The organism is Clostridium sp. C8-1-8 (genome assembly GCF_009928445.1).
GTDB lineage: Bacteria > Bacillota > Clostridia > Clostridiales > Clostridiaceae > Clostridium_AR.
The window spans coordinates 112,030-126,047 of sequence record NZ_JAABNO010000011.1; the positions used below are offsets into that span (position 1 = coordinate 112,030).

13 protein-coding genes, 1 tRNA gene and 1 other RNA gene are annotated in these 14,018 nt (G+C 32.8%); 10 read left to right on the forward strand and 5 right to left on the reverse strand.

Features of this window, described 5'->3' with window-relative positions:
- The first annotated feature begins 14 nt into the window (after positions 1 to 14).
- Both galE and galT read left to right on the forward strand, forming a co-directional pair.
- Positions 15 to 1,004 carry a UDP-glucose 4-epimerase GalE gene (galE, locus tag GXK57_RS13015; protein ID WP_160676915.1) on the forward strand — a complete coding sequence of 330 codons (990 nt, stop codon included), beginning with the start codon at positions 15 to 17 and terminating at the stop codon, positions 1,002 to 1,004.
- Positions 1,005 to 1,035: 31 nt separating this feature from the next.
- Positions 1,036 to 2,547 (forward strand): UDP-glucose--hexose-1-phosphate uridylyltransferase, encoded by a 1,512-nt coding sequence (galT, locus tag GXK57_RS13020; protein ID WP_160676917.1) that lies wholly within the window; start codon positions 1,036 to 1,038, stop codon positions 2,545 to 2,547.
- A gap of 103 nt (positions 2,548 to 2,650) precedes the next feature.
- Here galT and GXK57_RS13025 read toward each other — a convergent pair whose 3' ends face one another.
- Positions 2,651 to 4,690, reverse strand: coding sequence for a M4 family metallopeptidase (locus GXK57_RS13025; RefSeq protein ID WP_160676920.1), 2,040 nt, complete (start codon positions 4,688 to 4,690; stop codon positions 2,651 to 2,653).
- Positions 4,691 to 5,236: 546 nt separating this feature from the next.
- Between GXK57_RS13025 and GXK57_RS13030 the strand changes: the two genes are divergently transcribed.
- From GXK57_RS13030 to ffs, 8 genes are all read left to right on the forward strand, one after another.
- Complete coding sequence (locus GXK57_RS13030) at positions 5,237 to 6,211, forward strand: GTP-binding protein (protein WP_160676923.1); 975 nt, start codon at positions 5,237 to 5,239, stop codon at positions 6,209 to 6,211.
- Positions 6,212 to 6,235: 24 nt separating this feature from the next.
- The gene (locus GXK57_RS13035) at positions 6,236 to 6,835 is read left to right on the forward strand and encodes a GTP-binding protein (RefSeq protein WP_160676926.1); all 600 of its coding nucleotides are present in this window, start codon (positions 6,236 to 6,238) and stop codon (positions 6,833 to 6,835) included.
- Positions 6,836 to 6,846: 11 nt separating this feature from the next.
- The gene (locus tag GXK57_RS13040; RefSeq protein WP_243156428.1) at positions 6,847 to 7,749 is read left to right on the forward strand and encodes a permease; all 903 of its coding nucleotides are present in this window, start codon (positions 6,847 to 6,849) and stop codon (positions 7,747 to 7,749) included.
- Between the two features lie 12 nt (positions 7,750 to 7,761).
- Positions 7,762 to 8,505 (forward strand): TIGR03943 family protein, encoded by a 744-nt coding sequence (locus GXK57_RS13045; protein WP_160676929.1) that lies wholly within the window; start codon positions 7,762 to 7,764, stop codon positions 8,503 to 8,505.
- Between the two features lie 197 nt (positions 8,506 to 8,702).
- Complete coding sequence (locus GXK57_RS13050) at positions 8,703 to 9,200, forward strand: hypothetical protein (RefSeq protein WP_207710234.1); 498 nt, start codon at positions 8,703 to 8,705, stop codon at positions 9,198 to 9,200.
- Between the two features lie 148 nt (positions 9,201 to 9,348).
- Positions 9,349 to 10,128, forward strand: a complete 780-nt coding sequence (gene lgt, locus GXK57_RS13055) for a prolipoprotein diacylglyceryl transferase (RefSeq protein ID WP_160676935.1) — start codon at positions 9,349 to 9,351, stop codon at positions 10,126 to 10,128.
- Positions 10,129 to 10,291: 163 nt separating this feature from the next.
- Positions 10,292 to 10,381, forward strand: a tRNA-Ser gene (locus GXK57_RS13060).
- A 3-nt stretch (positions 10,382 to 10,384) separates the two neighbouring features.
- Positions 10,385 to 10,648, forward strand: an RNA gene (ffs, locus tag GXK57_RS13065) — signal recognition particle sRNA large type.
- A gap of 79 nt (positions 10,649 to 10,727) precedes the next feature.
- Here the strand turns inward: ffs and GXK57_RS13070 are convergent.
- Genes GXK57_RS13070 through GXK57_RS13085 form a run of 4 tightly spaced genes read right to left on the reverse strand, consistent with a single transcriptional unit; the run spans position 10,728 to position 14,013 of the window.
- On the reverse strand, positions 10,728 to 11,855 hold the full coding sequence (locus tag GXK57_RS13070; RefSeq protein ID WP_160676938.1) for an ABC transporter permease: 1,128 nt from the start codon (positions 11,853 to 11,855) through the stop codon (positions 10,728 to 10,730).
- Positions 11,856 to 11,857: 2 nt separating this feature from the next.
- Entirely contained in the window at positions 11,858 to 12,643 is a 786-nt protein-coding gene (locus GXK57_RS13075; protein WP_160676941.1) for an ABC transporter ATP-binding protein, read from the reverse strand.
- 11 nt (positions 12,644 to 12,654) lie between these two features.
- Positions 12,655 to 13,395 (reverse strand): biotin/lipoyl-binding protein, encoded by a 741-nt coding sequence (locus GXK57_RS13080; protein WP_160676944.1) that lies wholly within the window; start codon positions 13,393 to 13,395, stop codon positions 12,655 to 12,657.
- A 12-nt stretch (positions 13,396 to 13,407) separates the two neighbouring features.
- Positions 13,408 to 14,013, reverse strand: a complete 606-nt coding sequence (locus GXK57_RS13085) for a TetR/AcrR family transcriptional regulator (protein WP_160676947.1) — start codon at positions 14,011 to 14,013, stop codon at positions 13,408 to 13,410.
- Positions 14,014 to 14,018 lie beyond the last annotated feature (5 nt).

A 14,018-nucleotide genomic window follows, 5' to 3' on the forward strand; every position in this document is an offset into this window, starting at 1 on the left:
AGGAGATGATTTTGATGAGTATTTTAGTTTGCGGAGGAGCTGGGTATATCGGTTCTCACTGTGTATACGAGCTTATTGCAAGAGGAGAAGACGTAATAGTAGTAGATAACCTTCAAACTGGACATAAGGCGGCTTTGCACCCAGAAGCAAAGTTTTATGAAGGCGACATAAGAAATTACGATTTTATGGACAAGGTATTTAAGGAAAATAATGTTGAAGGGGTAATACATTTTGCTGCGAATTCTCTTGTTGGCGAAAGTATGCAATTACCTTTAAAGTACTATAATAATAATGTTCATGGTACTGAGGTATTACTTCAAGCAATGGTTGATAATGATGTTAAAAAAATAGTCTTTTCATCTACAGCTGCTGTTTACGGAGAGCCTGAAACAGTTCCTATAACTGAAACTGATAAGACAGAACCAACAAACACATACGGGGAAACAAAGCTTGCTATGGAAAAAATGATGAAGTGGGCTGACAAAGCACATGGATTAAGATATATAGCACTTAGATACTTCAACGTAGCGGGGGCTCATCCAAATGGGTTAATAGGAGAGGACCATACTCCTGAAACTCACCTTATTCCTCTTATTTTACAGGTACCATTAAATAAGAGAGAAAAGATAAGTCTTTTTGGAGATGATTATGATACAAAGGATGGTACATGTATAAGAGATTATATACATGTAAAAGATCTTATTGATGCACATCTTTTGGCCTTTAACAAGCTTAGAGATGGATGGCAAAGTGATGTATTTAACTTAGGAAGCGGAAGCGGATTTACTGTTAAAGAAATGGTAGATGCAGCTAGAAAGGTTACTGGTCATTCTATACCAGCAGAAGTATGCCCAAGAAGAGCTGGAGATCCAGCGGTGTTAATTGCATCAAGTGATAAGGCAAAGAAGGTTTTAGGTTGGGAACCTAAATATAATAATGTAGAAGAAATAATAGCATCAGCTTGGAATTTCCATGAAACACATGTAAATGGATTTGAGGAGTAAAATGCTGTTATAAGTATAGGGGATAAGAAAGATGGTTATAAATATTTCAAAAGAAATAGAGAGTTTATTAGACTATGCTATAGAAAAGGAACTTATAAGCCCTTTAGATAGAATTTATACTAAAAATAGATTGTTGGAAGTATTAGAGTTAACAGAGATAGACGAATATACGGATAATGACAAAGAAAAATCTTTAGAATCAATCTTAGAAAATATACTTTCTTTTGCTTCAGATAATGGAGTTCTTAAAGATGGTGGAGTAGTAGCAAAGGATTTATTTGATACTAAGATTATGGGATGCCTTATAGGTAGACCTTCTGAGATAATAGAAAAGTTTAATTCTTTATATGAACAAGATAAGAAGAAAGCAACTGATTATTTCTATAATTTAAGTAAACATTCTAATTATATAAGATGGGATAGAGTTCAAAAGGATTTGAAGTGGAAGGTTAACACTGAATATGGAAACATAGATATAACTATAAATCTATCTAAGCCAGAGAAAGATCCTAAAGCTATAGCAATGGCTAAAAATATGCCATCTAGTTCTTATCCTAAGTGTTTACTTTGTAGAGAAAATGAGGGTTATGCTGGAAGAATAAATCATCCAGCTAGACAAAATCATAGAATTATTCCTTTGGCTATAAACTCAGAGGATTGGTATCTACAATATTCACCATATGTCTATTACAATGAACACTGTATAGTATTTAAAGGAAGCCATGAACCAATGAAGCTTGGAAAAGAAAGCTTTATAAGGCTTCTTCAGTTTGTTGATAAATTTCCACATTACTTCTTGGGGTCTAATGCTGATTTACCTATTGTTGGAGGATCAATTTTAACTCATGATCACTTCCAAGGAGGAAATTATGAATTTGCTATGGCAACTGCAGATACTGAGAAAAGCTATGTTATTAAAGGCTTCGAAGGGATATCTGTAGCAAGAGTTAAGTGGCCGATGAGTGTGCTTAGACTTAGAGGAGATAGTATTGAAAGATTAGTTGAATTATCTAATCATATATTGAATAGCTGGAGAGGATATTCTGATGAGTCTGTAAATATAATTTCATTTACAGGTGAGACTCCTCATAATACCATAACACCTATAGTTAGAAAGAAGAATGGATTATTTGAAGTAGATTTAGTTCTTAGAAATAACCAAACTTCTGAAGAATATCCAGACGGAATATTCCATCCTCATAGAGAACTTCATCATATAAAGAAAGAGAATATAGGTCTTATTGAAGTTATGGGGCTTGCTGTATTGCCGGCTAGACTTAAAGCTGAACTTAAGAGTCTAGAAGCTTATCTAATAGGTGAATATAAATTCGACTCTATAAGCAGAGAGTCTGAGCTATATAAGCATAAAAGATGGGCTGAAGATATAATGAATACTTATGAGAATATATCTGCAGGTAATGTAGAAAGCATAATTAGGAAAGAAGTTGGAATTAAGTTTGCAACTGTTCTTGAGCATTGTGGAGTATTCAAAAGAGATGAAGTGGGATTAAGTGCTTTTGATAAGTTTGTAGCTTCATTATAATATGATGCTGTTATCTATGATATAAACTACTAGAGTAAAAAAAGGAACTAGAATGTCTAGCTCCTTTTTTTGCTTTTTAGATAATATGATCCTTTTTGTTATTTTAAAATGTAGCTTTTAAGGTATATTTTGTAGCAGTGCTGTAGTTACCGTTGTAGCCAAATACAAGGATATAATAGGTTCCTGAAGAAGATGGAGTATAGCTTATACTCTCTGAAGTAGTAGAACCATTTGTTGATTTTGCTACTAAAGTGCCACTGCTGTTATATAAATATAAATCATAGTCCTTAGGTAAGGTTGATAAGCTGATGCTTATAGTTTTTCCGCTTGTCGCACTTAATTTATAATAATCTTTATCAGTAGAGGTAGCTATATATGAGCTATAATCTGTTCCTGAAGTTATTGCATAAGCTTGAGCTGTAGTATCATTAGGTTCATATGGATCAGTAGTTGGTGTAGTTGATGAACCTATTCCTACGCCACTAAATGCATTGTTTACTGCTGTTACTTCAGCGCTTGAAGCACCATACAAATCTGTAGCAGCTTTTACTGCAGCATTTCTAGCAGCTAAGAAATCTGTAGAAGAACTCATATAAGTTGTAAGGGCTCTATAGTATATCTTTGCAGTTTTTTCGCAGCCTAGAGATTGAGCTACTAAATAAGCTGCTTTATTAGGTATACCACTATTTGTGTGAACTCCTCCATTATCATCACTAGTATTAACATAATTGCTGTAATTGTCAGGTTGATCATATAGAGTTGGGTTAGCTAAACTTCTTAATGCGTCACCAGGAGTTCCTGGAGTGTATATTTTATCGCCAACAACCCAGTCAGCAGAACTAAACTGCCAAGTGCCACCACCTCTAACATTATACTTATCATAGCTATCTATCAATACGCCCATTATATCCGACATTGACTCATTTAGAGCACCTGGTTCATCTTGATAGTCTAGGTTAGCAGTGTATTGAGTTACACCATGAGTAAGCTCATGGCCTACTACATCTAAATCGCCACTGAAATAAGTGAAGGTTGTGCCATCTCCATCACCATAAACCATTTGGTTACCATCCCAGTAAGCATTATTATAAGCACTTCCATAGTGAGCAGTTGATATTATTGACATTCCATTGTTATCTATACTGTTTCTTCCAAGAAGATTTTTATAGAAATCATAAACTACTCCTGCATAGTAGTGAGCGCTAACTGGTGCCTTAAAGCTTGTTGTATTAAAGGTTGAAGATGAGTTTGCAACTAAAGTTCCTGGTTCTGTTTGCTTGTTAGCTGCAGTGTAAGTTTTTATTTGACCAGTCATTGCTTTAGTCTTATCTAGCATCTGGTATGAAGAACCTGATTGATATAGATTTAAGGACTTAGTAGTTCCATCTACTAAAGTACCACTTCCTGTAACATTTCCATCGAATCTTATCTTGCTCTTTTTATCAATAACATTTCCTGAGTTAGTATCTATGAATACATCCCAGTTAGCTATCTCAGGGTCTTGATAATAGATATTAACTTTATAAGTTTCATGAGCTGTACCATCTAAAACTATTACCTGTTTTTCAACAGCAGGATCTTTGGCTAATGAGTTGAACTTAAATTGTTTTTTTGCTGTATCTATAGCTTGTTTTTCAGATATAGTATTAGCAATTATTGATTTTGGCGAATCAACACCACTAGCTAGTGATCCTGATACGTTCGATACGACTCCTGTCTTGTCAAATTGAACTGAGATTTCAGCTCCTCTTACGGGAATTCCGTTTATAAGCTGAGCGGCCTTTACATTAGTAAAGCCTAACTCGTCCTTATTTATGGATAAGATTTTAAAGTTATTTGATGGTTCCTTTACACCAAACAAATCCTTGTTGTCTTCAAGGAAAGTTAGTGCAGACTTTTCATCTATAGCTTGCTTGTCTGAAAGTTTACCAGAGATGAAAACTTGTAGCTTACCATCCTTTTCTTTGCTCTTGTGAAGATCAGATTTTAACTTCCCTTCACTTAGTTTGGTTAACTTTTCAACAATCTGAGCCTTTTTTTCCTCAGAATTGTTAGTTGATGCTGAAGCTGATGACTTAGCTTGCACTACGCAAGTAGTTATAACAGATACAGCAATCAAGGATGAAATAATTTTTTTGTTCATTTTGTTGCCCCCTTTTATTTAATTAAATTATTAACTCTATAAACTTATCCCTTAAACCAGAATTATTGCCCCAAATTCTTGGTAAAAGAATATATAAACCAAAGTATTCTCTGGTTTAAGTTAAAAATTAGAGAGTTTAATTTATATTATATGGGATTTGATACATATATAAAGTCCCAAAAAAGTTACAAAATGGTTAAATATTCAAAATACCTCCGGTAAAGTCTCTGAATCTCTTTATTACATTAATTTACATAAAATAAAATAATTTGTTAAGAAGTGATATGTTTGAAAATTTATAAAAAGTGATGAAGAAACTATTGGGTTACATAATGTTATTATCTGAATACTAAGTATAGGTAATTTAGTGTATTTATCTTTACAAAATCATAAAATTTATAATCTATTAAATTAGTATAAATATTTGTGTACTATGAATATAATTACTAAGGCAACAAATTAAAAGTAAAGCATAACATATAAATTGGTGTAAATATGGATTGTAGTATTCTATTTCCTAAGAAATATTTAAGGGGGATATCATATATGAAGATTGACATAATTTCAGGCTTCTTGGGAGCAGGTAAAACTACTTTAATTAAAAAATTAATAAAAGAGCAATTGTATAGAGAAAGAATAGTAATTATTGAAAATGAATATGGTGAAGTTGGTATAGATGGTGAATTGCTAGCAGGAAGTAATATATGTGTTAAGGAGATAGTTTCTGGGTGCATATGTTGTTCAATAAGTGATGATTTTGTTAAAGCTGTTGATATTATGGCAAGAGAATATAATCCAGACAGATTAATTATTGAACCTTCTGGAGTAGCTAAGTTATCAAGAGTGGTGTCTTTTATAAAAACTTTAGATTCATTGGGTAATATTAAGATAAATATACAAGCTGTAGTTGTAGATATAAATAACTTTGATTTGTATATAAATAACTTTGGAGAATTTTATACTAATCAAATAGTGAATGCTAGGACAGTAATATTAAGCAGAACCCAAGATTCTAATGATCAAGAGATTACTCATGTAGTAATGGCCATTAGGAAAATAAATCCTAGATGTTCTATAATAACAACGCCTTGGGACAGGTTGCCTTCTCAGAGAATAATAAGTGTTTGTGAACAAAGGATTGATGATTTGATGAGGGACTCTAATCAAGCTAGGAAGTCTCTAAATATTACACACGTTATAAGAAATTCTAATACACTAACTAATAGTTTGGCTAAAGATGTTTTTGATGTTTGGGCTAAAGAGCTTCATTCTAAATTTAGTATAGATGAGATTAACATGATATTAGAAAGTTTTAAAGATGAAAAAGGTTTAGGATTTGTCATAAGAGCTAAAGGGATAATTGAATTATTAGATGGAAAGTGGATTAAGTTTGATTATATTCCAAACTATATAGAGATTAAAGAGATTAACTGTAGAAGCCATAGGAGAGTTTCTGTTATAGGAAGTAAATTGAATAAGATTGCAATAGAAGAACTTTTTCTAAAAAAGCATATAGGGTAATACAACAATAAATGGGAGGTTATAATGTTAGGGAAAACTGACATAGAATTAGTAACAGGTTTTTTGGGGGCGGGAAAGACATCCTTCCTTCAGTCCTTCATAGATATATCAGGAAAAGCTGATGAGGATTTGCTTATACTACAATGTGAAAGAGGTAGAACAGAACTATCTGATGAATTAATAAAAAGAAAGAACGTTACATTAAAAAAGTACAAAAAAAACGAAGAATTAGATATGAAGAACTTTATGAGGATTATAAACTTTTATGCACCTAAAAGAATAATCATAGAATGTAATGGAGTAAGCAATTTAGATGACTTCCTGACATTCTTAAATGTAAAAGAGTTAAAAAGAAAGGTTAAGGTTACTGGAATTATTACAGTGGTGGATAGTGTAACTTTAAATATGTTTATTAAGAATATGGGGTCATTAATTATTCCTAATTTAAGATCAGCAGATCTTATAGTGATGAACAATTGTGATTCCATTAGTGAAGAGAAGAAGCTACAATTGGAAAGTATGTTAAAGGCTATAAATCTTCACGCTCATATTTTGCAATGCAGAAGCTTTACAAGTTTATATGAAGATGTAAAGAACTGTAGCATAATTAAAAAGTTTGTTTAAAGAGGATGGATATGAATAATATTATTGGAATAGTTCAGTATTTTTCAATTATTTTTGCTAGTATCTTCTTAGAAGCACTCCCTTTTATAATAATAGGCGCCTTAGTATCAGCGTTTATACAAACCTTCTTGGATGAGAAGCTTATTAAGAGGATAATTCCCAAAAACAAAATTTTAGGCGGATTAATGGCATCTCTCATTGGAATGATTTTTCCTGTATGTGAATGTGCTACAGTACCAATAGGAAGGGGCTTGTTAAAAAAAGGAGTCCCGTTAAATGTAGCTGTAACTTACATGCTTGCAACGCCTATAATAAACCCTGTTGTACTAATGTCTACCTACTATGCTTTTAACGGTAGTATTAAAGTACTGTTATATAGAGCTGTTTTTGGTCTATCAATAGCCATAATAGTAGGATATATAGTTGATATATTAAATGGTAGATTTGATGTTCTTTCAGAGAGAGGTTTTTATATAGAAGATAAATGTACATGTGGTTGTAGTGGGTACCAAAATAGTAAATCAAGGTTTTTAACTATTTTAGATCATTCATCTAAAGAACTTTATGATATAGGAAAGTATTTTATAATTGGCGCTGCTTTAGCGGCCCTATGTCAGGTACTTATACCGAGGGACAAGCTTGCTTTGTTAGGTCACAATGTACCTTTTTCAATATTAATAATGATGGGGTTTGCATTTTTATCATCGCTGTGTTCAGAGGCAGATGCTTTTGTTGCAAGCACCTTTTTGGACAGTTTTGGACTAGGTGCTGTTATGTCATTTTTGCTTCTTGGCCCAATGATAGATTTAAAAAATACGGTTATGCTATTTTCATCGTTTAAGAAAAGCTTCGTGTTTAAACTGCTATTTTGCATTTTTTCATTATGCTTTATAGCCGGTTGTATAATATATTAGGAGGAAGAAACTATGAAAAAATTTAACTTCAATGAACTTTTATGGTTTTTGACTCTGGTTTTAAGTTCTATACTATTAATGTACCTGCTAAAAACCTCAAGCATTTCAAACTTTGTTCACCCAAAGATGGATAAGTATCTAATATTTGCTATAGCAGCTCTTCTGGTGATAGCTGTTATACAATTTTTTAAGATATTTACTGTACCTGATAGAGGTGGAGTGAAAAAGGACTACTTAATATTTTTAGTGGCAATCTTCATAATTGTACTAGCTACTAATAAGGATATTGGTACTGAAGGAATAAGTCTTAAGGGAATAAAGCTTTCAACAAGAAGTTATTGGGATGCTACTGGGGACCATCATCATCATTATGATAGTATACCAGGTGGAACTATAGAGTTGTTAGGGGAAAATTACTACTGCTATTTAGAAGATATAGAAAAGAACATAGATCGATATAAGGGAAGGCAAGTTATTACTGAAGGTATGGTATATAAGAATTCAGATATGGATAAAAGCGACTTTATAATTGCTAGAACTGTTATGAGCTGTTGCGCAGCAGATTCTCAAATAATAGGTATAAAAGTTATTGATAAGAAGGCTTACCCTAAAAGTGGACAATGGGTGGAGTTACGGGGAACTCTTGGAAGTGCTAAAGTCTATGAGGGAAATAAGCTTGTTGAAGTACCTACCATAATTTCAGACAATTTGACTGTTAAACCTAAACCTTTCAATCAATATATTTATCAAAACTAATATCATCTAAGTTTATGAGATATAAAGTTTAGAATTTTAACTAAATTAATGTAAATTTTATACGATATTAGATTTATGAATCCATTAATTGATACTGAAATTAAATATAAATCACTACATTTATAAATCTATTTGAAGTAACTTTTGTGTCATTAACACAATATTTATAGGTCAGTTTGTATAATGGAGCGATTTATGTGTTAAATATTCTTGAGGTGAAGATGAGAAAGATAAAGCGCATTTGGGTAATGTTATGCCTGTTTATAATAATATTAATAGGGATAAGCATTTATCCTCCAATACCAAGACCAGATATTATAATAGTCCATAATGGGAATACGTCTATAACACTATCAGAGGAAGATAAAGAATATCAAAACATATTTGACTTAACTAGCAAGAGATTTACACTAAGAAGTGTACAGACAAAAATAGACCATAGAGAAAAAGAAAATATAATAAAAGACAGTACTAAATCAATAGAATTCATATATGATAAAGAACAATCATTTAGATCTAAAAAGAATTTCTTAAATTCAGTACTTTATCGTAAGTTACTATTTCCTATAGAATCTTCCGATAGAAGTAAAGATGGATACATGATTTTTGGATCTGAAAAGGATTATTATGATCTATCTGTAAAGGACCTAGTACAATCGAGTAAACTTGATAAAGCCTTAAAGGATTTGAATTAGAATAAAAAGCATAATTTAAACTTATTGACTGCTTTTGTTTATGTATTTTTATCACAGATAAAATATATGGATAATATCTAACAGTTTTTATACTTTTATGGTACAATAAAATATAAACTTTTGCTGTTTAGAAAGGGAGGAGTCATTAATGAATCCAGTTGCATTTAGTGTATTTGGGCTTGATATCAGATGGTATGGTCTTTTAATCTCATTTGGGGTACTTGCTGCTTTAGCATTGGCATACTTTACATGTAAGCTAAAAGGTACTAGTTTCGATAAGCTTATGGATATTTTTATTTTAGCATTCCCAATGGCCATAATAGGAGCTAGACTTTATTATGTTGCATTTGAATTTGATTACTATAAGAGTAATCTTAGCCAAATTGTAAACATAAGACAAGGTGGTCTTGCTATTCATGGAGGCGTAATTTTTGCTCTAGTTACAGCTTTGATATATACAAAAGTTAAAAAGCTTAATTTCCTTGAGTTTGCAGATATTGCAGCCCCTTCAATAATATTAGCTCAAGCGATAGGAAGATGGGGTAACTTCTTTAACGGTGAAGCTCATGGGGGAGCTGTTAGCCAAGAATTTATAAGTAAATTTCCTAAGTTTATACAAAGTGGAATGCTTATTGATGGAGTTTACTACAATCCTACATTTTTATATGAATCATTATGGAACATTCTTGTTTGTATAATTCTGTTAGTTATACTTTATAAGAGAAAGAGCGAGCATAAAGGTATAGTTCTAGGAAGTTATATGATTTTGTATTCTATAGGTAGATTTTTTATAGAAGGCTTGAGAACAGATAGTCTTTACATGGCATTTGGATTGAGAACCGCTCAAGTTGTTAGTGGAGTATTAATTATTGGCGGCATAATACTTATTACTGCAATATTAAGAAGAAAAAAAGGTATATTTTATTAGTATATAACGGGGCATTATAATTCTGCCCCATTTTTGCAAGTGCATTACTAATATAGGATAAAATTTGTCTGTTGACGAATGTTATATAAACATATATAATAAAAATCGTGACAGCAAGATAGTATGATTTTCATATATGTCTTTAATTCACACTATAATATATGGAGAGATGTCCGAGTGGTTGAAGGAGCACGCCTGGAAAGCGTGTGTAGGGGAAACTCTACCGGGGGTTCGAATCCCCCTCTCTCCGCCATAGTCGTGCTAGACGGGGAGTTAGCGGTGCCCTGTACCTGCAATCCGCTATAGCAGGGTTTAATTCCTCATCGAGGCCTTAATCTGTGAGGCCTGCCCCATGTAAGTGGTGTTGATGGCTGGGTCCCACGCAACGGCAGCCCGTGAACCTCGTCAGGTCCGGAAGGAAGCAGCGATAAGCGGTTCCTGTCGTGTGCCGTGGAGCAGCCTGGCCTGAGCTAACTGCATGGGTAACGCTCATAGATTATTGTCGACATGAGGTGCACGACTTTTAAGTTGAATTATAAAGCCTTTCAGTTATATACTGAAAGGCTTTTTTACTATCTATGAAAGTATAAAGTTTTTTGTTAGTCCAATTTTTTTCTAAAGCGAACTATGCTAAGGATTAATAATAATAAACCAAGTATAAATAATAAACTTACATCTTGGATTAGATATCTTAAATCTAATCCTTTTAGAGCTATTCCCCTTATTATATTTAAGAAGTAGGTTAGAGGGATTATATTGCCTAGATACTGTATTATCTTAGGCATGGCTTCTCTTGGAAATACAAAACCTGACAGCAATACACTTGGCAGTAATGCAACAAAGGCCATTTGCATCGCTTGAAGTTGAGTTTTAGCTATTGTAGATATTAATATACCTATAGCTAATGCGCAAACTACGAACCCAGAGCCTAAAAATATTAATAGAGGTATACTTCCTGATATAGGTATATTGAACCAGTATATACCTAGAACTAATGAGTATATAAAATCTGCGAATCCAATAACAATATAAGGTACAAGCTTTCCGAGTATTATCTCAGGTGACTTTAGAGGTGAGACTATAAGTTGCTCTAAGGTGCCGCGTTCCTTCTCTCTAACTAAAGCAAAAGCAGTCAATATTATGGTTATATTTTGCATAATAAGTCCTATAAGACCTGGAATTGTATAATTTTGATTTCTTAGAGTTGGGTTATAGAGTACTTTAGTTCTTATATCTATTGCTGAATTGTTACTTGCATTTATCTTAGAGTTTAGTTTGTTAAGTATCTTTGAGTTTTGGTTCTGAGCAGCTAGTATACCACTGCTAAAGGCTGTTCTAGCTGTAGTTGGATCTGAGCCATCTACTATGAATTGAATAGTAGGCTTATCCTTTTCTGCAATTTTTTCAGAATAATCTGGTGGAATGATAAGGGCAGAGTGAGCGGTCCCTTTATCTAAAGAATTTTCAATGGCTTCAATACTGTGTACTTTTCCAACTACTTTAAAATACGAGGTGTTCTCGAAGCCTTTTATTAATTCACGGCTTTCTGCCGTATTACTTTGATCTAATACAAGCAATGAGATATCTTCTAGTTCTGTAACTACTGCATATCCAAAGAGTAATATCATAATTAGAGGCATCATTATCGCTATTGCAAAGCTAGCCTTATCTCTTTTTATCTGAATAAATTCTTTTTTTACTATTGACATAAACCTCTGCATATTCATAGTTAGGACATCTCCTCACCGGTTAGAAATTTTAAATCTTCAAAGGACGACTGAATTTTTTGATTAGTAGATTTTTCTACATATCTTATAAAGACATCTTCTAGATTGGATACCTGTTCTTTTTCGATTAGTTCCGTAGGGGTTCCTACTGCTATCAATTTGCTGTTAAATATAAAAGCTATATTATCACAACTTTGCGCTTCATCCATGTAATGTGTTGTTACAAGTATGGTGATTCCTTGTTTAGCTAATGTAAAGATCATCTGCCAAAATACTCTTCTAGATACAGGGTCTACTCCAGCAGTAGGTTCATCTAAAATTAATATTTTAGGTTTATGAATCAAAGCACAACCTAAAGCAAGTCTTTGCTTCCAACCTCCGGAAAGATTTTTTGTTAGAACATTCTCTCGTCCTACTAATCCTGCCATAGCTATAATTCCACCTTTTCGCTCCTTTCTTTGCTTTGCTGTAAGACCATAAATACCAGCATAAAAATCCAAGTTTTCACTAACTGTTAGGTCTTCATAGAGACTAAACTTTTGAGACATATATCCGATGCTTTGCTTGATTTTAGAAACATTTTTGGTCACATCATAGCCTAGGATTTTAGCAGATCCATCAGTAGGGGTTATAACACCGCACAACATTCGTATAGTTGTAGACTTACCAGAACCATTTGGGCCTAAAAACCCAAAAATCTTGCCTTTTGGTACAGTGAAGCTTATATTATCAACGGCAGTATAACTGCCGAATTTCTTTGTTAAACCTTGAACTTCTATAGCATCCATTAGTATCACCTCTATTCTAAGCTTACATCAGCCATAAGACCTGGAACAGCCCCACTATTGTCTTTAAGCTTTAATTTTACCTCAAATAAGGTCTTTTCCTTATCGTTCTTTGTCTCTACGTTTTTTGGAGTGAATTCTGATTGAGTTGATATATATACAACTTGGGCTTTTTCTGTTGCATTATTGATTTTAATAGTTAGAGATTGATTTAGTTTAACCTTTGATCTCTTAGATTCCTCAATATATATCTTTAAATATTTACTCTTTATATCACTGATTTTTAAAATATTAGTTCCAGTAGATATTAGATCACCTTTATGAACTAACACATCTGTTACGGTTCCATCTATAGGCGAGGTTATGCTAGATTTTGAAACTTGTAGTTTAGCTAAATCTACTGAAGCTTTAGCTTGATCTACAGCGCCTTGAGCCTCATCTTTTATTGATGCTTTAGCATTACTAGGTATATCGGATTGTTTAGCTTCAGCTATTTTCAATGCACCTTCTGCCTGAAATTGCTGTATCTCATATACCTTAGAGTCTACTTTGGCAACTTTGTCACCAGCTTTAATTGTAGAGCCTTCAGATACATTAAGTTCTGATAGTTTTCCAGAAACCTCTGAAGAAATATTGTAACTTTCACACTCCACTGTTCCAGTGTATATATTTTCACTGGAATTTTTGACTGAGTTACAACTTACTAGACTTAATGATATTAATAATAATAGAAATGATGTAGTTCTTTTTAACATGATATAGACCTCCTATTTTTTACTTAGCCCGTTTAGAAATAAATCGATTATTATATCAACCTGTTCATCGTCGCTAATAGGTACTATGGTTGGGAGTAACTGTCTCTGAATTATATAAATTCCTAAGGTACCTACTATTCCTCTAGCAGCTATTGTAGGGTTTATATCCCTAAAGATTCCTTTGGATATGCCTGATTTTACAAAATCCTCTAGCAAGACCTTACCTCTTAATGCCATACTTTCTATAAAGAGATTTCTTAAATCCTCATGGTATTGAAGCTCAGTAAAAACAATTTTAATTAAGTTCCAGTTTTCATCTATCACATTTAGTCTATCTCTAGCAATGGCTTTTAATGTATCCTTTGGATCTTTGCTCTCGTAATCTTTTAATATTTTTTTTATCCTAGAGGAGATAAAGGCTTCACCTAAAACCTCAATAAGCCTTTTCATAACACCTCTAAGTAAATCTTTTTTTGTTTTGAAATATCTAAATATGGTCCCTTCAGCAACGCCTGCTTCTTTGGCTATTTCACTAGTAGTAGCAGCGCTGAACCCTTTTTCTGAAAATATTTTTATCGCAGATTCGAGTATTAGTTCTTCTTTATTTTCTCTAACCATATTGA